Below are 21034 nucleotides of genomic sequence, written 5' to 3'. Positions count from 1 at the left end.
GATGAGGTGAAGATTATTTTATGTTAGCTATGGGGCGGGCTTCAATGACCAAGGTTTCAAGGGGTTGTAAGGTGATAATCACCGGGGCGAGGTAATCTTTGACCAGTGATGCATTGGTGCCGTAGACCGGTTTGAGAGTGAAATGGGCGGGGGCGTCACTTGGCGTTTCGAAGCTTTTCGCCAAATCTAAATAGTAACTTTGCGCTTTATCCGATGGGTTACGCAGGCCCAGAATGGCTTTATTTGGGCTCCATGATGCCCAACCATAAATATCCAGTGCCGTAGGGTCACCGCCAACCCAGTGGGTATCTACCAGAACCGCGCTATTTTCCCGCGACCATTTAGCGGCATTTGCCAGAGTGTCCCATTTATTACTGTTGAGCATTGATGGTGTGATGTAGAGCTCCTGTAGCTGAGTCCCGGTCGGTTTGTACTTTTTCCAGGCCAAAATAGGCATTTTCGGCACTGACAATGCCGTGGTACATCAGTGAGTTTATCGGGAACAGCGGCCCTTTGCGCGCAATGGAGCGGTAGGTTTCGGCATCTCGGTAGGTCATCCACTGTTGGGCGGGGGAGCCTTTGCCAAAGACATTGATATCATCGCCCTGACGCCAGATAGAATCTGCGTAAAATAGCCACGAGGGGCTGGCATTGGTGCCGGTTGTCAGGTTGATAAACAGCTCGTTATTGACCGCGCGCATGTTTTTAATCAGTTCGATGGAGGCGTCAAAGTCAGAAGCAAACTGGCTGCCCTTAATATAGGTATTGGCGTTGCCCATACCGTCCAGCTTGAAGGAGGTGATATGTTCATTTTGGATGAGTTTAATAATCTGCTCATTAAAATTACGGAAATAATTAGGGCCGGAGAGCGCGAACTTCCCATCAACGGTTTCGAAGCCACTCTCTTTTGCATGTGAAACACGAATATCACGTGGTTTATTATATCCGCCCCACGGGGATAGCCATAAACCAACGGAGGTATGCAGGCTGTCAGCTTTCTGTTTCACGACGCCAAATCCGTTGCTGAACGCCGGGCCAAACAGCCATTTTCCGGTGCGGTCATCCCAGCCATCATCCAGCAGAAAACCATCCAATTTCACGCCGCGTTTTTTGATGAGTTCGTGGGCATAAGTGTCCATTCGGTCGAGCACTTCTTGCTCGGTATAGGTTGTGAAAAAACCAATATCCATCCAGCTATTGTAGTGAAGATAGGGTTGATACGGCCGCGCCCGCATGGTGTTAATGAATTGATTGAAGTTGCGGCGCAGCTGATTTGCTTCTTCAAAGGTGCCGAAATAGGTGGTAAAGGTCACGGGCACATCTGTCTTAATCGGCGTTTTAAGCTCAACATTCAGGTGGGTTGTTGTTTCATATGCATAAGTATTAACGATGGGTTTTTCCGGCAGTATAAAAAAACTGTCGGCGATGATGGGGGAGCTATTAATAGCGCCATCAACATAAGGTGCTTGCGACTGACCTTTGGTGGGGAAGAACGTGATTTTGGCGACCTCCCGTGGTTCACCTCTCGCCTGGATGGTGTAGTCAATGCTGGCATACTTCCCTTTGAGGATGTTAAGCACCACCGTGACATCGAAATCCTTATGTTCATAATCAATATGAATTGCATCTTTATTTTGGCTGACATTTTTGATTTTGAAATCAGTGGTGTGGATTACCTCTTCAGTGGGCAGCGTCAGGAAAAATAGGTCAAGTATTCAATGTGTTGATCATGCGGTAGAATCACTCTTTTTGAAGTGTGCATCTGATGGCTAAAGTTGACGTAAAATGCACGTTTTGTGAGCAAATCGAATCTGTTAAAAAGCATGGCCTGGGTAAGGCCAAACTTCAGCGCTATCGGTGCCAGTCGTGCTGCCGTACTTTCCAGCTCGATTATGCTTATCGCGCCTGCCAACCCGGCATGAAATCACAAATTGTCGACCTTGCAATGAACAATGCCGGTATTCGAGACACTGCCCGAGCTTTACATATCAGCATTAATGCCGTTGTGCGCACACTAAAAAACTCTCGCCGAGAGTTGTAACCACGCTTCCTCTGGATAACCTGCAAATTCAGCTTATCTGTGAAGTTGATGAAATGTGGTCGTTTGTTGGCAATAAAAAGCGTCAGCGTTGGCTGTGGTATGCATGGGAGCCTCGTCTCAAACGTATTGTTGCTCATGCTTTTGGGCGCAGGAGCAAAATGACGCAGTGCAAATTACTGGGTTTACTGTCGGGCTTCAGAGTCGCCTTCTGGTGTACAGACAACTTCAGTGCTTATGAGATGTTACCGGCTACAAAAGACATCACAGGTAAGCTTTACACCCAGCGGATTGAACGCAAAAACCTGAATCTTCGTAACCGGTTAAAACGACTGAATCGCAAAACGCTTGGGTACTCAAAATCGGCAGAAATGCATGACAAGATAATCGGCACGTTCATTGAGCGTGAGCATTACCTGCAATGACCCTATCTACACATTGAATACGTGACCATTTTTTGCAACAAACCCGTTAAGACTGCTCGATGACGCTGCCCCCGTGACATTATTCTTATCGAACAAGTAGACCGGCTTTCTCGACTCGATGATGAAGGCTTGTAGAAATTGAAGGTGTTAATCTTGGAGAAGAGCTTGATTGTGGTTAGCCTGGATTTGCCAACCAGCCATACGGTGTTTTTTTGTCAATACCAGTGACCAATTCACCAAGAACATGTTAAATGCCATCAATGGTATGATGCTGGATATGTTGGCGGCCATTGCACGTAAAGATTATGAAGACCGACGCCGGCGACAGGAAGAGGGCATCACTCAGGCTAAAACGGCGGGGAGATTCAAAGGTAGCCAAGCTGACCTGCAGTTGCACAACAAAATCATTGAACTGAGGGTGAAGAACAAATATAGCATTCGCGATATGACGAGCCCGTGTCGGGCTAACTCCATCTGCGACTTGCTTACGTGCTTGCTCGCATTTCTCGCGAGCTTCGGCAAGTTTGACCGTTGGGTTTGACTTCGAGGTACAGGCCATCGAAGTCATTGAGCCGGTAAAGCTTTTCTTTCGGCTTAGCAGTGCGGCATTGTGTATCTGTGAGCATAACAATTTATTGTATATTTATTATACCGTTATTGTACTCACTTAAAATGAAGGTGGAAGAATGTTGTACTCATTCATGTACTCATTTTTGACAGCGTTGTTACGAGATGAGTTGAGATATTATGAAATGAAAAATCCACGCAATTGCGTGGATTTTATGGGTTTTGTTAGTCTTAATGAGATTCAGTGAGAACTAATGAGACAACAGGAACCATTTAGACGTTGAACAAGAAGTTCATCACATCGCCATCTTTGACGATGTAATCTTTACCCTCGGAGCGCATTTTCCCAGCTTCTTTCGCGCCTTGCTCACCTTTGTAGGTAATAAAGTCATCAAAAGCAATAGTTTGGGCGCGGATAAAGCCTTTTTCGAAGTCAGTGTGAATTTTACCTGCGGCTTGTGGGGCGGTTGCGCCAACCGGAATAGTCCAGGCGCGAACTTCTTTAACACCGGCGGTGAAATAGGTTTGCAGATTCAGTAATTCATAACCGGCGCGGATCACCCGGTTCAGGCCGGGCTCTTCAATACCCAATTCAGCCATAAACTCAGCGCGGTCTTCATCTTCCAGTTCGGCAATATCAGATTCGACTGCCGCACAAACGGCTACGACGACAGAACCTTCAGCTGCGGCGATAGCCCGCACCTGATCCAGATAGGGGTTATTTTCGAAACCATCTTCATTGACGTTAGCAATGTACATCGTGGGTTTCAGTGTCAGGAAGCTCAGATAACGGATGGCTGCTTTATCTTCTGCTGTGAGATTCAGCGCGCGCAACATGCCGGCATTCTCTAAATGTGGCAGACATTTTTCCAGTGCTTCCAGTTCGGCTTTAGCGTCTTTATCGCCACCTTTGGCTTTCTTCTGCACCCGATGAATAGCACGTTCGCAAGTTTCCAGGTCGGAAAGGGCCAATTCAGTATTGATGGTGTCAATGTCATCCGCTGGATCAACTTTGCCAGCAACATGGATGATATTGTCATTTTCAAAGCAACGCACCACATGGCCAATCGCTTCAGTTTCACGAATATTGGTCAGAAATTGGTTACCTAGGCCTTCACCTTTGGATGCCCCTTTAACCAAGCCCGCGATATCAACGAATTCCATCGTGGTTGGTAAGATGCGCTGAGGTTTAACTATCTCGGCCAGTTGGTCCAGACGCGGATCCGGCATTGGCACCACACCCGTATTGGGCTCAATGGTGCAGAACGGGAAGTTAGCTGCTTCGATGCCCGCTTGTGTCAACGCGTTGAACAGGGTGGATTTACCCACGTTAGGCAAGCCCACAATACCGCATTTGAATCCCATGTTTTATATCACCTTAAATAACTTAAAAATCAGTACGTTAGATTTAACGGACCGATGCAATCAATATTTATGCCGCCATTATACACATAATGACGATTTATCTCGATCATGCTGTTTCGTTGCCGGAATTGCTTTTATCGTAATAGTCGATAGGTAATTGATTTTTCTCGCTCTGTGCTCGAGATCACGCTTCTGCTACCTGAAGTTTTCTGATTGATGTCCGATAACTAGTCATTAGGGTTTGCATACTGAATGTGGAATTCCCCCATGGAAATGAATATCTATAAATGGCTGATAGTGATGTTGTTTGGGGGCACCTTGGGTATCTTGGGAATGCGGTTGCTGACGGCAGATACCGAGCCTTCTGGGCCAACTTTTGCGCAGCTAGTGGATCAATACGGCGTGCAAATAGAAAATCACTCCGACAATAGTGTGAAATATGTTGGCTTCAAGAAAAATACACTTTATGAGGATTTTGATAGCGTCCAATTGAAGTTTACTGCCATAAACGGCACGTTCGAGCGTAGCCACGATTTGGCAGATAATAAGAGAAAGGCCGCTGAGTGGGAGAAGCTTTTTTGTACTGACACACTACAAGATATCGCGGGCGAATATGATGCTAAAAGTCATAATTTTTTCGGGCAGGTTAGGGTGATTATTGCCGGGGTTGTTCTGACCAGTGAAGGCCAGCAGGGAATTAATGCGCTGTGTCATAAAAATGAATGATGTGAAAGGCCATTCCCCGGCCCATATCGGCTATCCGGGGAACGGAGTCAATTACGATGCCGTGGCTTTAAAGGAGTGCAGGCGATTCATCGCCTTGGTGATATCTTCTTTTAGCAGCACTTCAGTACAGCGAATCGACTCATCAATTGCGTCATCAATTAAGGTTTGTTCGCTAGCCGGGGGTTTACCCAGGACAAAACCGGTAACTTTACTTTTATCACCAGGGTGACCGATACCAATGCGCAAGCGGTAGAAGTTTGGGTTATTCCCAAGTTTGCTCTGAATGTCCTTCAGGCCATTGTGGCCGCCATTGCCACCCCCGAGTTTTAATTTCGCTACCCCGGGTGGGATATCTAGCTCATCGTGAGCAACCAAAATTTCTTCCGGTAAGATGCGGTAAAAACCCGCCATCGCCGCAACCGCCTTGCCACTTAAATTCATAAAAGTAGACGGCACCAACAAGCGCACATCTTGGCCTGCCAGATTTAACCGCGCGGTATAGCCGAAGAATTTGCTCTCTTCTTTCAGTTCTTGCTGATAACGCTGCGCCAATAAGTCCACATACCAGGCTCCCGCATTATGGCGGGTTTGGGCATATTCAGCGCCCGGATTTGCCAGCCCAACGATTAATTTAATGCTACTCACGTCGTCATTCGCTATTACTAAAGGAATTAAAGTGTGACAGTTTACCTGTCATGAAGCGTAATAACAAAACCAAGCGAAACCGGCCTTTTTCCGATGAGGGCCATCAACGTCAGAGTGCAGTGCAAGTTTGCTGGGAGTGAATAATTAGAAGGGTGAATAGTTCACTTGCGGAATAATTCAAGTTTAGTGCCAAATAGCTGGATAATGTAAAGATTTGTCGGAATATATTTGCCAGTTGTGATCGCAAGCGCAATACCATTATCGTCAGGCTGACTATACTGAGTTATTAAATGGACATGAATAATCGCATTAAGCAAGCACTTTTGAACGCTCTGTGAAGTGATTATTTATTGGCAACCCAAGTGGAGGTGGCTTATGAAACGTAAAAGCGCAGCAATGCTCGGTAATGTGCTAATGGGTCTGGGGCTGGTGACAATGGTCGTTGGGGTCGGTTACTCAATTTTGGCTGAAGTCACACAGATTGGTTTACCACAATTCTTTGCCCACGGTGCGGTTATGAGTATTTTTGTTGGCGCACTGCTCTGGCTGGTGGGCGCTCGTATTGGTGGCCGTGAACAAGTTGCTGATCGCTATTGGTGGGTTAAACACTTCGATAAACGGTGTAACCGCAACCAACGCCATTCATAACTTTTGCATATGACATGAGGTGGATAACAAATGATAATCTGTTTCCACAGCGTTGAATTGAGCTAATGTCCCGGAGGCGTAAATGGCGGCTCAAGAATCTATTGGTCAAGAGCCTATAGACCAAGAGTAGAAAACCCGTTGTTGCAGTTGCTTCAACGGGTTTTTCTTTATCTGCTTTCGCTGGCTCATCGCCTGTCAGTCATAAACATCCCGTAATGATGCCCAAGGTGGCTCATCAGGCTAACTACTGCGGCCAGATAGCACCGCAGGGATACTCACAACCGAAGATTGATTAATGCTCAAACATTGCAGAAATCGACTCTTCATTACTGATGCGACGGATGGCTTCAGCCAACATGCCGGACAGTGTCAGAGTGCGAACATTTTTCAATGCTTTGATTTCAGCTGACAACGGGATAGTGTCACAAACAATCACTTCATCAATGACAGAGTGTTTGATGTTTTCAACGGCGTTGCCGGAGAAGATCGGGTGAGTTGCGTAAGCGAATACACGCTTGGCACCGCGTTCTTTCAAAGCTTCTGCCGCTTTACACAAAGTCCCACCGGTATCGATCATATCGTCAACTAATACGCAGTCACGACCAGCGACATCACCGATGATATGCATCACCTGAGAAACGTTAGCGCGTGGACGGCGTTTGTCGATAATCGCCATATCAGTGTCGTTCAGCAGTTTTGCGATGGCTCTGGCGCGAACAACGCCGCCAATGTCTGGTGAGACAACAATTGGGTTTTCCAGATTCTGCTGCAACATATCTTCCAGCAGGATTGGGCTACCAAATACGTTATCGACCGGAACATCAAAGAAGCCTTGGATCTGTTCAGCATGAAGATCCACTGTCAATACGCGGTCAACCCCAACACTTGAGAGGAAGTCGGCCACAACTTTGGCAGTGATAGGTACACGAGCGGAACGCACGCGGCGATCCTGACGGGCGTAACCGAAGTAAGGAATAACAGCAGTAATACGTCCTGCGGAGGCGCGACGCAGGGCATCAACCATGACAACCAGTTCCATCAGGTTATCGTTCGTGGGTGCGCAGGTGGACTGGATGATGAAAATATCACCACCGCGTACATTTTCGTTGATTTGCACGCTCACTTCGCCGTCGCTAAAACGACCTACAGCGGCGTCACCAAGACTGGTGTACAAACGGTTGGCAATACGTTGTGCTAGTTCCGGGGTGGCGTTACCAGCAAAAAGCTTCATATCAGGCACGAGAAGAACCTCAGGCATGCGTCCAGAGAAGATATTGTCGGATCAGTAATCACGGGCGATTATTCATACTGATTGCAATATACATACGGGTATTTAAAGCCAAAACACATCAAACCTAAAACAGCATTATGAACCGGCTTTCAATCAAATGAGACAGGTATTTTCAGAACCCAAGGTCAGGGGTGCCATTACTTAGACCTTCGCTGTAAATCGGTATCTGTGCTCACGGCTTCACTTTTCCCAGAGCGTACGCGGTGCAGTGGAGAAATGTTCACTCCACGGGCGACAAAACCGTGCAACCACTCAGGGGCAATACTTAACACCTGCCGGGCCGATGACTCAGTGTCAAATTCAGCAAAGACACAAGCGCCGGTTCCGGTAAGGCGTGACGGAGCATATTCTAACAGCCATGAAAGAGCCTGTTCAACCTCGCGAAAACGTTTTCTTGCGATCGGTTCGCAATCATTTGCGTACGGAGTGCTTAAAAGCGCCGCCAGTGGGCGAGTTGGCGTATTTCTTTTTAATTCAGGATCAGAAAAAATAATCGGGGTTGGGATGTTTACACCCGGATGAGCCACCAAATACCACTTTTCTGCCGGGTCTGCTGGCTGCAACTTCTCACCAACGCCCTCGGCAAAGGCGGCATGCCCTCGAACAAACACGGGCACATCGGCACCTAATGTGAGGCCAAGGGTAGCCAGTTCGTCATCAGATAAACCACATTGCCACAGAGTATTGAGAGCCACTAACACGGTGGCGGCATTGGACGAACCACCGCCGAGACCGCCGCCCATGGGTAAGCGTTTATCGATACTGATATCCGCGCCGCGCGGCACTTTTGCCACGCCAGGATGCTGTTGCAGTAATCGCGCCGCGCGGATTATCAGATTTTGCTCGTTTGCTACCCCGGCAATCGGTGTCAACAAACGAATCTGTGTATCATTACGCGGCACGATAGTTAACACATCACCATAATCGAGAAATTGGAACAAAGTCTGTAATAGATGATAACCATCAGCACGTTGCCCGGTGACATAGAGAAATAAATTCAATTTTGCGGGCGCTGGCCAGACATGTTGATTGGTGCTAACCATGCTATTTGACCGTCCAGTTATCCATTTTTAGTTTAATGCGTTGCCCACCTTGACTCAGTTCCATACGGCTAGGCAGTGCTGGGGTGACTTGAGTATTGTATTCCTGATAATCAACGACCCACGTCACGCCATTTTGTTGATAAGTCAGCTGTTTCAGGCGGTATTTATCATCGAGAGTAAAATCAGTGGTATCGCCCGGTAATCCCAGAATCCATTGGCGTAAACTTGCCAAAGGAATCGACATTCCGGTTAACTTTTGAATCATTTCTTGTGGGTCATCACTGACATAGCGCTTGCCCTGGTTATCCGTCAACTGGGTTACCCCCGGCTGCACCAGCAACTCCAACTCAGTGCTGCCCAACGGGTTGGTTAGCAAGAGGCGATAGCGCTCTGGGGTGGTTTGTTGCCAGAAGAAACGCGCATAAACTTTTTGTTTTTCTGAGATATAGGCAAAAGCACCACGCGTTTGAAATTGGCTCAATTGCTGTAATTGCTGTTCATGTTGACGCCATTGAGGCGAGGTGGGACTGGTCGCCGGGCCGGATGACGGGGTGGTGCTACAGGCGGCTAGCACTAAAGTCGCTAACGGAAGTAGGCGATAAAAACTGATTTTGCGCTGAGGCATATGGGTATGAATCCTATCGGTCGCGTTTTTCACTGGCGGCACGTTTCTATAAAGCGGCTTTATGATAAAGCAAATTTTGTCGATGCGTTTGAATAATGGGCATCATTTTTGCCCACGCTAACGGCCTAACGGCGGGGCGTCAATACATTGTTCTATTTCTGTACAGCAGATAACCAATTTTTGAGCATAATTTATGATAATAGTTAGGATATTGCACTGTGACTTTTATTGATCTCGCGCATCAAGTAGAATGCGGTTCAGACGAGAATCCATACTAACATCAGTATTACTCGAAGCCGTTCTCATGACTCTGCTTGCACTAGGCATTAACCACAAAACCGCTCCTGTATCGCTACGTGAACGCGTGACATTTTCACCGGAATCGATCGATAGGGCACTGGCTAGCTTGCTCCAACAACCGTTGGTGCAGGGCGGTGTCGTGTTGTCTACGTGTAACCGAACTGAGTTATACCTCAGTGTAGAACAGCAAGAAAATCTGCATGAACAACTTATCGCCTGGCTGTGTAACTATCATCGGCTCAGCCCGGATGAAGTGAAAAAGAGCCTCTATTGGCATCATGGTAATGATGCCGTCAGCCATTTGATGCGCGTTGCCAGTGGGTTGGATTCCTTGGTCTTGGGTGAACCCCAAATTCTGGGGCAGGTGAAAAAAGCTTTTGCAGAATCTCAACGCGAACAATCGCTCTCCGGCGAATTGGAGCGGTTGTTCCAAAAAACCTTCTCAGTTGCCAAACGGGTTCGGACAGAAACTGAAATCGGTGCCAGTGCTGTTTCGGTGGCATTTGCGGCCTGTACCTTGGCGCGGCAAATTTTTGAATCACTTTCTGAACTGAATGTGTTGTTGGTCGGGGCGGGTGAAACGATAGAATTAGTCGCGCGCCATCTGCGAGAGCATCAAGTCAAACATATGATTATCGCTAACCGCACCCGTGAGCGAGCGCAAGCCTTGGCCACGGAGGTTGGGGCTGAAGTGATTACTTTACCTGAAATTGATGCGCGCCTAGCCGATGCCGACATCATTATCAGCTCAACGGCCAGCCCACTGCCGATTATTGGTAAAGGGATGGTAGAGCGCGCCCTGAAAAGCCGCCGCAACCAGCCGATGCTGTTTGTTGATATCGCAGTGCCGCGCGATATTGAGCCGGAAGTGGGTAAACTGTCTAATGCTTATTTATACAGTGTTGATGATCTACAGACGATTATTCAGCACAATATGGCGCAACGTCAGGCTGCCGCAGTTCAGGCGGAGTCGATAGTACAGCAAGAAAGCATCAATTTTATGACCTGGCTACGCGCTCAGGGGGCGGTCGAAACCATTCGTGATTACCGTTCTCAAGCCGAACAGGTTCGCAGCGAGATGACGGCAAAAGCATTGGCCGCTATTGAGCAGGGTGCTAATGTTGAACAGGTGGTTAATGAACTGGCCTACAAACTGACTAACCGCCTAATTCATGCCCCCACCAAATCCCTCCAGCAAGCCGCCAGTGATGGCGATATGGAGCGGTTGCAATTATTACGCGACAGCCTTGGGCTGGATCAGCACTAGTTTCCTCTAATTACAGGGTTTAAAACCACGGATGAAGTCTTCTATTGTTGCCAAACTGGAAGCGTTACAAGAGCGCCACGAAGAAGTGCTAGCGCACCTTGGCGATGCCAATGTTATTGCCGACCAAGACCGTTTCCGCGCGTTATCACGTGAATATGCGCAATTAACGGATGTCACTCGCTGTTTTAAAGAGTGGCGTAGTGTGCAAGATGATATCGAAGCCGCAGAAATGATGCTCGACGATCTCGAAATGCGTGAGATGGCACAGGAAGAGCTGAAAGACGCTAAAGCTCGTAGTGAAGAGTTAGAGCAACAACTGCAAGTTCTGTTGTTGCCAAAAGATCCGGATGATGAGCGCGATTGCTTCCTGGAAATCCGTGCCGGAACCGGTGGTGATGAGGCGGCTATTTTTGCCGGTGATATGTTCCGTATGTATAGCCGATATGCCGAAGCGCGTCGCTGGAAAGTGGAAATCATGAGCGCCAGTGAGGGTGAGCATGGCGGTTATAAAGAGGTGATTGCCAAGGTCTCCGGTGAGGGGGTCTTTGGGCGACTGAAATTTGAGTCGGGCGGTCACCGTGTTCAACGTGTCCCCGAAACCGAATCACAGGGCCGCATTCATACTTCAGCTTGTACTGTTGCCGTCATGCCAGCTATCCCAGAAGCTGAAATGCCAGAAATCAATGCGGGTGACTTACGTATTGATACCTTCCGCTCATCAGGTGCGGGTGGCCAGCACGTTAACACCACGGATTCCGCCATTCGTATAACCCATATTCCAACCGGAATTGTGGTGGAGTGTCAGGATGAGCGTTCGCAACATAAGAACAAAGCGAAAGCAATGTCGGTGTTGGGCGCACGTATTCGGGCCGCAGAAATGCAAAAACGTCAGCAAGCCGAAGCTTCAGAACGCCGCAACTTGTTAGGCTCTGGTGATCGCTCTGACCGTAATCGTACTTATAATTTCCCGCAAGGGCGCGTGACTGACCATCGTATCAACCTGACACTGTATCGTCTGGATGAGGTTATGGAAGGGAAACTGGATATGCTTATCCAGCCAATTGTGCAGGAATATCAAGCGGATCAGCTCTCTGCGTTGTCTGAGCAAGACTAATGAATTATCAGCAGTGGCTGTCGTTAACGGCAGCCCGTTTTAGCCAAAGTGACAGCCCGAAGCGCGATGCCGAGATTTTACTGAGTTTTGTCACCGGGCGCGCACGTACCTATTTACTGGCTTTCGGTGAAACTGTGCTTACCGCCGAGCAGTTAGCGGCTTTAGCACCTTTGGCGGCACGCCGTGAACTCGGCGAACCCATTGCCTATTTGGTCGGGGAGCGCGAGTTCTGGTCGCTGCCGTTGAGTGTTTCCTCCGCGACATTGATTCCCCGCCCGGATACTGAGTGTCTGGTTGAGCAAGCTTTGGCCCATATCGCTAATACCCCGTGTCGGATACTGGATTTAGGGACTGGCACCGGCGCAATTGCGTTGGCATTAGCCAGTGAACGCCCAGATTGCACGGTCGTGGGGGTTGATATTAAAGCTGATGCTGTGGCTTTGGCTCGCCATAACGCAGAAAAACTGGCGATAGATAATGTGCATTTCCTGCAAAGTCGCTGGTTTGACTCAGTGGCTGGGCGCTTTGCACTTATTGTCAGCAACCCGCCCTATATTGATGCTAATGACCCTCACCTTAATGAGGGTGATGTGCGCTATGAACCGCACAGTGCGCTGGTAGCACCGGCTGAGGGCATGGCGGATTTGATTGAAATTATTCACCAATCCTCCGGCTATTTAGAAGCCGGGGGCTGGCTAATGCTGGAGCACGGTTGGCAGCAAGCTGAAGCAGTACAAAATCACCTTAACAATACCGGATTTAGTGCTGTAATGACGTATAAAGATTATGGTAATAATGATCGCGTCACTTTGGGGCAATGGGGTGTTGCCTCAAGAAAATTCCCGTGACAGTCGAATTTATGTACTGAATATCGAGCGATGAATAATTAACAGAACCTAGGTCATTGGTGTGGCAGCTCAACACCGCGGCATGGCCAAATGAACAGGGTAAAATAAGGAAGCGGAAGTCATGTGGATTGATTACATCGCGATGAAGTATTTGCATTTACTTACAGTGGTTATCAGTATTACGCTGTTTGTGTTACGTTTCTTCTGGAAATGTCGCGGTTCAGCCATGATGGATAAACGCTGGGTAAAAATAACACCGCATATCAATGATACGCTGCTGTTTGTCAGCGGCATTGTGTTGATTTTCATTACCGGATTTTACCCGTTCAGTCCGCAAGGAACATGGCTGACTGAAAAGCTGTTTGGCGTTATTATCTATATCCTGCTTGGCTATGTTGCATTAGGTAAGCGAACTCGCAGCCAGAATTGTCGCTGGCTTGCCTTTATACTCGCATTGGGTTGCCTGTATTTGATTATAAAACTGGCAACAACTAAGTTACCACTGCTGATGGGATATCTATGAGTAGCATTGCTGATTTCGAATTTAACAACGCGTCCCTGTGTGATGGGGTGCTACTGGTTACCCAGGAGATTCGACCGAATTTTCCGCTGGCTGATGTGCGCAATCAACTGCAACAGCTGGTTGATGATGCCAAGGCTGCGATACCCGAAGGGCTCAATCAGGATCAGCAATTAGAAGTGCTTATCGATCTGTTTTACCGCCAATGGAAATTTGGCGGTGCCGGGGGAGTTTACCGTCTGTCAGATGCTATCTGGCTGGATAAAGTGCTGGATAAGCGCCAGGGAACCCCGGTATCTCTGGGGGTTATTTTCCTGCATATTGCGCATCAACTCGACTTGCCATTGATGCCCGTTATTTTCCCAACCCAATTAATCCTTCGTGCCGATTGGCTAGATGAAGAGATGTGGCTGATTAACCCGTTGAATGGTGAAACCTTAAGTGAGCATATGCTCGAAGTGTGGATCAAAGGCAACTTGGGTTTGAGCGCCGAACTGGAAGATGAGGATTTGGAAGAGGCGGAAAACACCCTGATTGTGCGCAAAATGCTCGACACACTGAAAGCCGCATTAATGGAAGAGAAGCAGATGGAACTGGCCTTGCGCGCCAGTGAAGCCGTTTTGGCTTTTGATCCCGATGACCCCTATGAAATCCGCGATCGTGGCCTGATTTATGCCCAATTGGATTGCAACCATATTGCTATCTCTGATTTAAGCTATTTTGTCGAACAGTGCCCGGAAGACCCCATTGCTGAAATGATAAAAATGCAGATCCACTCCATTGAGCAGCAACGAGTGACATTGCACTGATATTCTTTTCTAGACGGCGTGTGGCGGCATGAATTCGGCGTGGAGCTAGGTGCTATTTGTGGTGTCTCAGTCGCCGTCATTAATCTCGATTTACCCTTTATAAAGGTATTAGTATGAAACAGAAAGTGGTTAGCATTGGCGATATCAACGTAGCGAACGACCTGCCTTTCGTGCTGTTTGGTGGCATGAACGTGCTTGAGTCGCGTGATCTGGCGATGCGCATCTGCGAGCATTACGTGACTGTGACCCAAAAATTAGGGATTCCTTACGTTTTTAAAGCCTCGTTCGACAAAGCCAACCGTTCTTCAATTCATTCTTACCGTGGTCCCGGCCTGGAAGAGGGGATGAAAATTTTCCAGGAACTGAAGCAGCAGTTTGGTGTGAAAGTCATTACTGATGTGCACGAAATAAGCCAATGTCAGCCGGTGGCTGAGGTGGTTGATGTCATTCAGTTACCGGCATTTTTGGCGCGCCAAACTGATTTGGTCGAGGCGATGGCGCGTACTGGCGCGGTTATCAATGTGAAGAAACCTCAGTTTGTTAGCCCCGGCCAGATGGGCAATATCGTGGAGAAATTCAAAGAAGCCGGTAATGACCAGGTTATTCTTTGTGATCGTGGCAGTAACTTCGGTTATGACAATCTGGTGGTTGATATGTTGGGCATCAATGTCATGGTACAAGCGACAGGCGGCCACCCGGTCATTTTCGACGTCACCCATGCATTACAATGCCGTGACCCGTTTGGCTCGGCATCCGGCGGTCGCCGTGCTCAAGTGGCGGAACTGGCTCGCGCGGGAATGGCCGTTGGCTTGGCAGGGCTGTTTATCGAAGCACATCCTGAGCCGAACAGCGCTAAATGCGATGGCCCGTCCGCCTTGCCATTAGACAAGTTGGAGCCGTTCCTGGTGCAGATGAAAGCTATCGACGATTTGGTGAAAAACTTCCCAGAACTCGACACTAGCAAATAAATATCTTTCGCTCTCGACGCTAAAGTGAATAAAGAAAAGGCAATGTAGCAACCTACATTGCCTTTTTTGCCGCTGAAATGACTTAATTGTTCGCTTGTAATGCTGCCAGGGCTTCTGGCAAGGAACCATAAAAACTCAGTTTCCCCTCAATGGGCTTCACTCGTGCTCTTGCCAGCGTCTTCAGGGGCTGGAAGGGAATATCGGTGATGATGAGTTGCTGATGCTTACCTAAGGCCTCAGTGAAGCGCAGGAACGCATTCAGCCCTCCGGCATCCAGCACCGGGACGGCATCCCATTGCAGAATAATCGTCTCGTAATGTTCACTACGACTCAATAACTCGTTAAATATCCGCTCAGCGGCGGCGAAAAACAGTGGCCCGTTAACCCGTAAGACCAGGCGGTGCTCGCTCATTTCGGCGGGTATCTCACTCAGGCGTGTCATCCGGGCAATACGGCGCATAAACAGCAGTGAGGCCAGTACAATCCCCACGGTGATGGCAATGACCATGTCAAATAACACCGTCAAACTCATGCACAGCACCATCACGATGATGTCGTCTTTAGGGCCGCGGCGCAGTAAGTCGACAACTTTGTGGGCCTCACTCATGTTCCAGGCCACAATTAATAACAACGAAGCCATCGCCGCCAACGGCAGGTAAGACAACATCGGCGCTAGAACTAATAAAGCCAATAACACCAGCAGGGCGTGGACAATCGCAGAGACCGGCGAGGTCGCGCCAGCACGAACGTTGGCCGCTGAGCGAGCAATCGCGGCGGTCGCAGTGATGCCGCCAAAGAACGGCGCGACCATATTGCCTAATCCTTGCCCGACTAACTCACTATTTGAATGATGTTTTTGCCCGGTCATCCCATCAAGCACCACCGCGCATAATAACGACTCAATCGCGCCGAGCATAGCCATCGAAAAGGCCGCCGGCAGTAGCGCCGAAAGTGTTGCCCAGTTTAAGACAAACTCTTGTCCATTCGCGGCAGGAAGATGCCAAGGTAACAGGAATTGCGGCAAAATAGGCGGAATACCTTGGCCTTGAGTGCCGTCTGCCAACAAATAACCAAAACGTGATCCGATAGTCGCAACCTGCTGGTCAAAGAGTGATAGCAGGCCCATAACGACGGTGCCAGCGACCAGTGCGGGTAAGTGACCCGGTAACTTCAGCTTTAATCGTGGCCAGAGAATCAATACCATTAAAGTCACAGTAGCAATTAACGTATCACTGAAGTTAATGGTTGGCATTGCCTGTGCCAGCGCGGCCACTTTACCTACATAGGTTTCTGGCACTTCTGGGAGATGCAGGCCAAAGAAATCTTTTACCTGCATAGTGGCGATGGTGATGCCGATCCCCGAGGTGAAACCCAGGGTGACGGATAGCGGAATGTATTCGATTAACCGGCCTAGCCTCCCCAGCCCCATACACAGTAAAAATACACCAGAGAGTAATGTTGCCAGCAATAAGCCAGCCAAGCCAAATTGCTGCGAAACGGGGTAAAGAATAACCACAAAGGCGGCCGTTGGGCCAGATACGCTATAGCGGGAACCCCCGCTAACAGCAATCACGATTCCGGCAATTGCCGAGGTGTACAAGCCGTACTGGGGGGGAACACCACTGGCAATGGCTAGCGCCATCGCCAGTGGAATCGCAATAATGCCGACAGTAATACCGGCAATTACATCTTTTGTAAGTCTTTGTAATGTGTATTTTTCTCGCCAACAAGCGTCAATAATCGCGCTGAACGGCCTGATGCCGTTAATTCCGTGCGTTTTCATCTAAGTTGCAAACCAAGTAAAGAAAAGACAAAATAAATGGCGGGCCAGTATGGGGCCGTCTCCGATAGCGAGCAGTAAGGATACGTCAATTCTCATCAGGAGAACTAGATGTATATCAAGCTCTGACGAGAATGTAGATAACTGTGTATTTTATAAAGTGTTTTAGATGAACAGATTCATGGTGGCCATGCATTTTTTATCTATGATTAAATAAAAAGTGAACATTATCCCTGATATCACCTCTTTTTCACTCCAGTCACTGGAAACCGAGTGATATGTGTCATCCTGTTGGGTCTCAGTGTTCAGGTAATATCTGGTTATCTGACAACAGAAAGCGCCACATGATGAAGTTCTCAGCCATAAAGGCTATCTCACAGCGAAGATTTAGGTTGGAAGCGGCAACTATTATCTAAACTTACGATTTAGGGAACATTAGTTTTGCACACCAAAGAAAAAGGCCATGACTTTCGTCAGAGCCTTTTGCTCGAATATGGCGGTGAGAGAGGGGTTCGAACCCTCGATACACTTTCGCGTATACACACTTTCCAGGCGTGCTCCTTCAGCCACTCAGACACCTCACCGTTCGTTACCGCGCTATGCACTGCAACGGGGCGGTACTATAGTGAGCAGCAGCCTGATGGTCAAGCAGTATTTATTCGTTGTTTGTCATCTGGTTATTCCGCGTGCATATAGGGTGAATCGCGGGTAAATTTTGTTCATTTAACGCCAGTGTTTAGCCGCGGCAGGGGAATCTACCATCACATAATCGGCACCAAGACTTTGAGCTATTTGGTAATCTTGATAGGAACTTATCCCTATTAGGAGAACTTTAGTATTAGGATTGTGTTTAAAACAGGCCATAGCTGCTGGGCTCCAGACTAATTGCGCTTTTGATGTGCCTCTGCCAAGGGTGAATTTCTCAACGACTCTCACATCCCGCCTTAATTCGAATGCATGATATTCATCTGAATATCTGTTGGATTTTTTGTCCTGAGTTGTGGCGAGTTCACAGTAATTTGCCATGATGGCATTGGCGAGAATCTTGCGGGTAAGATTTCGGGGTTTGAATTTATTCATCGTGGCTGGCAGTGCAGTCAAATATCGTTTCTCAGTCGAATAGAATCTTACTCTATCCAGTGAATTTGTCTCTGTGAGTAATTCATCGAGTATCTCTGCCATTATGGCGGGGTCTGCATCCGGGGATTTAATATCAAGAATAAACTCTGCATTAGGGTAGGCAATAAGCGCTTGTCGTAGGGTGGGTATTTTTACCCCTAAACCGCGATAAATGTATTGCCCTTGAATATTAAAATGATATGCGGCATCTAATTGTTGTATTTCTTGCCAATGATGTGCTGAAACCGGGCCGTGGCCATCTGTCAGGGTATTAAGGTCACTCGGCCGATACAATACCGGGATGCCTTCCTTCGTGAATTGAAGACTTAACCAGATAACATTAGCACTATTTTGTAATGCCATATTGATAGCATGCAGGGTATTTTCAGGATGATCAGCAGTGCCCGCCCGGTGAGCAACAATCATCGGGGCTGCCAATGGGGTTTGCAGATAAAAAAGAAGTAATAAAGACGTAAATGAGAGTTTCATATGCTTTTTCCCTTAGGGTTTATATCTCAGCATCAAAATATTTCCCCGTTGTAACATGGGGTACCAGAGAGCGACATAATCAATTAATAGCAACGGAGTTTTATAATCAGTGGGGAATATTTGTTATTTATACCGAGTGGAAATATGAGGAGGTCAACGGCAAAAATAGTTTGCAGGACTTCGGGGGCGGTAAAAAAGACAAAAAAAAACGGCAATCAAAACAAATTTTGGGCAGAAACACCAAACTTGCTATTGATTGCCGCTGACTGGCTCCAAGTATTTAACCTGCGAGCTATTTTATATGGCGGTGAGGGAGGGGTTCGAACCCTCGATACGCTTACGCGTATACACACTTTCCAGGCGTGCTCCTTCAGCCACTCAGACACCTCACCGTGTTACTGCAATCAGCCGTGTTCAACAGGCTGACCGGCGTAATGTAGGCAAAAGTGTGCCCAGCGTCAACCCTCTTATGTGCGCTTTATTGCTGTTTAGCTAAAGTTACAGCAGTTTGCTGATTTCATCGGCATTTCTTATCAGTAGCGCTTGCATCTGCACGATAATCGCGGAAATCTAGCAAGCACTTTCGCAAGGAGCTGGCAAATAATGAATATTATTTTTTATCACCCGTTTTTTGAAGCAAAACAGTGGTTGTCAGGGGTGCGGTCGCGCTTGCCTACCGCGAATATCAGGCAATGGCGTCGTGGCGATACACAACCGGCAGATTATGCATTGGTTTGGCAGCCACCGCAGGAAATGCTAGCCAGTCGTGTTGAATTAAAGGGTATTTTTGCGTTAGGAGCCGGAGTGGATGCTATCTTGGATCAAGAGCGCCGCCACCCGGGGACATTACCTGCCGGCGTGCCGTTGGTGCGGTTAGAAGATACCGGTATGTCTTTGCAGATGCAGGAATATGTGGTGGCGACGGTACTGTGCTATTTTCGCCGCATGGATGAGTACCAACTGCAACAACAACAGAAACTGTGGCAACCGCTGGAGCCACATCAGCACGATAAATTCACCATAGGGATTCTCGGCGCGGGGGTATTGGGCAAGAGTGTCGCCCACAAACTGGCTGAATTTGGTTTTACGGTTCGTTGCTGGAGCCGCACACCAAAACAGATTGATGGTGTGACCAGCTATGCCGGTAAAGAGCAGTTGCCAGTGTTCATTCAAGGGACACAATTAGTGATTAATCTCTTGCCCAACACCCCTGAGACCGCCGGTATCCTTAATCTGGCGTTTTTTTCACAATTGAATGCCAATGCTTATATCATCAATATTGCCCGGGGTGCGCATCTCCTGGAGCGAGATTTGCTGGCAGCAATGAGTGTTGGTCAAGTCGCCGCGGCGACCTTAGATGTGTTTGCAGAAGAGCCGCTGCCCTCGATGCATCCTTTCTGGAGCCACCCGCGCATTACTATCACCCCACATATTGCGGCTGTCACCTTGCCTGAGGCGGCAATGGATCAGGTGGTCGCCAATATCCGGGCTATCGAAGCGGGAAGAGAACCCGTTGGGCGAGTGGATGTGGTGAGGGGGTACTGATCTACCACCGTTTGTTGGGGGGAGCGGTTGCCGGCGAGGTTTTAGCGCTGCTGATGAGCGGAATTCCTGCTATCATTAGCGGACTATGTTTTGCCTGCAAAAAAGCTATGCCGCCTTAAAAGACCTTGTGGAGTAGTCATGTATCCTGTTGATTTACATATGCATACCATTGCCAGTACCCATGCTTACAGTACCCTGCACGATTATATTGCCGAAGCTAAGCTAAAAAATATCAAACTGTTCGCCATTACCGACCATGGCCCGGATATGGCGGATGCCCCGCATTATTGGCACTTTATGAACATGCGGGTCTGGCCACGGCTGGTGGATGGTGTGGGGATTTTGCGCGGTATTGAAGCGAATATTAAAAACCTGGCCGGTGATATCGATTGCACTGGCCCGATGCTCGATGCCATCGATTTACTGATTGCCGGTTTCCATGAGCCGGTGTTCCCACCCCAAGATAAAGCCGCCCATACTCAGGCGATGATTGCCACCATGGCGCAGGGGCATGTGCATATTATCAGCCACCCCGGTAATCCTAAGTATCCGGTTGATATTAAAGCCATTGCTGAAGCCGCGGCCCACTATAATGTGGCGCTGGAATTGAACAATTCATCTTTTACACATTCACGTAAAGGGAGCGAAGCGAATTGCCGGGCGATTGCCGCGGCGGTGCGTGATGCCGGCGGATGGCTAGCTTTGGGGTCAGATTCTCATATTGCCTACTCATTGGGGATTTTTGAACATTGTGAGCGCATTATTGCCGAAGTGGATTTCCCGCAGCAGCGCATTTTAAATGTGAGCCCGCGCCGCCTACTCAACTATCTTGAACAACGCGGCAGCTCGCCGATACCTGAACTGGCCGAGTTGTGATTTTTGTGACGTTGTCACAAATTTGA

Annotated in this window: 18 protein-coding genes, 2 tRNA genes and 3 pseudogenes; 12 read left to right on the top strand and 11 right to left on the bottom strand. The window is 48.3% G+C overall.

What is annotated here, in order from left to right; all coding sequences use genetic code 11:
* Positions 1-13: 13 nt before the first annotated feature.
* Positions 14-1712, bottom strand: a pseudogene (locus D5F51_RS09845) (alpha-amylase family protein); the annotation flags it as partial.
* Positions 1713-1765: 53 nt separating this feature from the next.
* On the opposite strand from D5F51_RS09845, the gene D5F51_RS09840 reads away from it, so the two are divergent.
* Both D5F51_RS09840 and D5F51_RS09835 read left to right on the top strand, forming a co-directional pair.
* A protein-coding gene (locus D5F51_RS09840; protein WP_129196425.1) for an IS1 family transposase occupies positions 1766-2463 on the top strand; the annotation gives its coding sequence in 2 pieces (ribosomal slippage) (positions 1766-2015 and positions 2015-2463; 699 coding nt in all).
* Between the two features lie 46 nt (positions 2464-2509).
* Positions 2510-2908: pseudogene (locus D5F51_RS09835) on the top strand (recombinase family protein); the annotation flags it as partial.
* On the opposite strand, the pseudogene D5F51_RS22495 reads toward D5F51_RS09835, so the two are convergent.
* Together D5F51_RS22495 and ychF are read right to left on the bottom strand one after the other, a co-directional pair.
* A pseudogene (locus D5F51_RS22495) lies at positions 2906-3089 on the bottom strand (Arm DNA-binding domain-containing protein); the annotation flags it as partial. The pseudogenes D5F51_RS09835 and D5F51_RS22495 overlap by 3 nt on opposite strands.
* Before the next feature lie 214 nt (positions 3090-3303).
* The gene (gene ychF / locus D5F51_RS09830) at positions 3304-4395 is read right to left on the bottom strand and encodes a redox-regulated ATPase YchF (protein ID WP_013649761.1); all 1092 of its coding nucleotides are present in this window, start codon (positions 4393-4395) and stop codon (positions 3304-3306) included.
* A gap of 267 nt (positions 4396-4662) precedes the next feature.
* On the opposite strand from ychF, the gene D5F51_RS09825 reads away from it, so the two are divergent.
* Positions 4663-5121, top strand: a complete 459-nt coding sequence (locus D5F51_RS09825; RefSeq protein WP_025378053.1) for a hypothetical protein — start codon at positions 4663-4665, stop codon at positions 5119-5121.
* 51 nt (positions 5122-5172) lie between these two features.
* On the opposite strand, the gene pth is transcribed toward D5F51_RS09825, so the two are convergent.
* Positions 5173-5766, bottom strand: a complete 594-nt coding sequence (gene pth / locus D5F51_RS09820) for an aminoacyl-tRNA hydrolase (RefSeq protein ID WP_025378054.1) — start codon at positions 5764-5766, stop codon at positions 5173-5175.
* A 375-nt stretch (positions 5767-6141) separates the two neighbouring features.
* On the opposite strand from pth, the gene ychH reads away from it, so the two are divergent.
* Entirely contained in the window at positions 6142-6414 is a 273-nt protein-coding gene (gene ychH, locus D5F51_RS09815) for a stress-induced protein YchH (protein WP_025378055.1), read from the top strand.
* Between the two features lie 292 nt (positions 6415-6706).
* Here ychH and prs read toward each other — a convergent pair whose 3' ends face one another.
* From prs to lolB, 3 genes are all read right to left on the bottom strand, one after another.
* Complete coding sequence (gene prs, locus D5F51_RS09810) at positions 6707-7654, bottom strand: ribose-phosphate diphosphokinase (protein WP_004390739.1); 948 nt, start codon at positions 7652-7654, stop codon at positions 6707-6709.
* A 188-nt stretch (positions 7655-7842) separates the two neighbouring features.
* On the bottom strand, positions 7843-8748 hold the full coding sequence (ispE, locus tag D5F51_RS09805) for a 4-(cytidine 5'-diphospho)-2-C-methyl-D-erythritol kinase (RefSeq protein WP_087768599.1): 906 nt from the start codon (positions 8746-8748) through the stop codon (positions 7843-7845).
* Between the two features lies 1 nt (position 8749).
* Positions 8750-9373, bottom strand: a complete 624-nt coding sequence (lolB, locus tag D5F51_RS09800; RefSeq protein WP_129196423.1) for a lipoprotein insertase outer membrane protein LolB — start codon at positions 9371-9373, stop codon at positions 8750-8752.
* A gap of 304 nt (positions 9374-9677) precedes the next feature.
* Here lolB and hemA point away from each other — a divergent pair, with 304 nt between their 5' ends.
* From hemA to kdsA, 6 genes are all read left to right on the top strand, one after another.
* Positions 9678-10940: a glutamyl-tRNA reductase gene (gene hemA / locus D5F51_RS09795; RefSeq protein ID WP_025378057.1), complete on the top strand. Its 1263-nt coding sequence runs from the start codon at positions 9678-9680 to the stop codon at positions 10938-10940.
* Between the two features lie 31 nt (positions 10941-10971).
* A complete protein-coding gene (gene prfA, locus D5F51_RS09790; protein ID WP_025378058.1) occupies positions 10972-12054 on the top strand; it encodes a peptide chain release factor 1 in 1083 nt (360 codons plus the stop codon).
* Positions 12054-12902, top strand: coding sequence for a peptide chain release factor N(5)-glutamine methyltransferase (prmC, locus tag D5F51_RS09785; RefSeq protein ID WP_129196421.1), 849 nt, complete (start codon positions 12054-12056; stop codon positions 12900-12902). The genes prfA and prmC overlap by 1 nt, the downstream gene beginning before the upstream one ends.
* 121 nt (positions 12903-13023) lie before the next feature.
* The gene (locus tag D5F51_RS09780; RefSeq protein WP_129196419.1) at positions 13024-13425 is read left to right on the top strand and encodes a SirB2 family protein; all 402 of its coding nucleotides are present in this window, start codon (positions 13024-13026) and stop codon (positions 13423-13425) included.
* Complete coding sequence (sirB1, locus tag D5F51_RS09775) at positions 13422-14231, top strand: invasion regulator SirB1 (protein ID WP_025378061.1); 810 nt, start codon at positions 13422-13424, stop codon at positions 14229-14231. The genes D5F51_RS09780 and sirB1 overlap by 4 nt, the downstream gene beginning before the upstream one ends.
* A gap of 113 nt (positions 14232-14344) precedes the next feature.
* Positions 14345-15199 carry a 3-deoxy-8-phosphooctulonate synthase gene (gene kdsA, locus D5F51_RS09770; protein ID WP_129196417.1) on the top strand — a complete coding sequence of 285 codons (855 nt, stop codon included), beginning with the start codon at positions 14345-14347 and terminating at the stop codon, positions 15197-15199.
* An 82-nt stretch (positions 15200-15281) separates the two neighbouring features.
* On the opposite strand, the gene dauA is transcribed toward kdsA, so the two are convergent.
* From dauA to D5F51_RS09750, 4 genes are all read right to left on the bottom strand, one after another.
* Positions 15282-16982, bottom strand: a complete 1701-nt coding sequence (gene dauA / locus D5F51_RS09765; RefSeq protein ID WP_129196415.1) for a C4-dicarboxylic acid transporter DauA — start codon at positions 16980-16982, stop codon at positions 15282-15284.
* Between the two features lie 491 nt (positions 16983-17473).
* Positions 17474-17563: transfer RNA gene (locus tag D5F51_RS09760), tRNA-Ser, on the bottom strand.
* 139 nt (positions 17564-17702) lie between these two features.
* Entirely contained in the window at positions 17703-18587 is an 885-nt protein-coding gene (locus tag D5F51_RS09755) for a glycerophosphodiester phosphodiesterase family protein (protein ID WP_129196414.1), read from the bottom strand.
* A 302-nt stretch (positions 18588-18889) separates the two neighbouring features.
* Positions 18890-18979 (bottom strand) — tRNA-Ser (locus D5F51_RS09750).
* Between the two features lie 211 nt (positions 18980-19190).
* On the opposite strand from D5F51_RS09750, the gene ghrA reads away from it, so the two are divergent.
* Positions 19191-20132 carry a glyoxylate/hydroxypyruvate reductase GhrA gene (gene ghrA, locus D5F51_RS09745; RefSeq protein ID WP_129196412.1) on the top strand — a complete coding sequence of 314 codons (942 nt, stop codon included), beginning with the start codon at positions 19191-19193 and terminating at the stop codon, positions 20130-20132.
* A 138-nt stretch (positions 20133-20270) separates the two neighbouring features.
* A complete protein-coding gene (locus D5F51_RS09740) occupies positions 20271-21008 on the top strand; it encodes a phosphatase (protein ID WP_129196410.1) in 738 nt (245 codons plus the stop codon).
* Positions 21009-21034: the final 26 nt, after the last annotated feature.

The organism is Yersinia hibernica, from assembly GCF_004124235.1.
Classification (GTDB): domain Bacteria; phylum Pseudomonadota; class Gammaproteobacteria; order Enterobacterales; family Enterobacteriaceae; genus Yersinia; species Yersinia hibernica.
The sequence above is the reverse complement of the archived record's forward strand: the minus strand, read 5'-3'. Positions and strand labels throughout refer to the sequence as shown.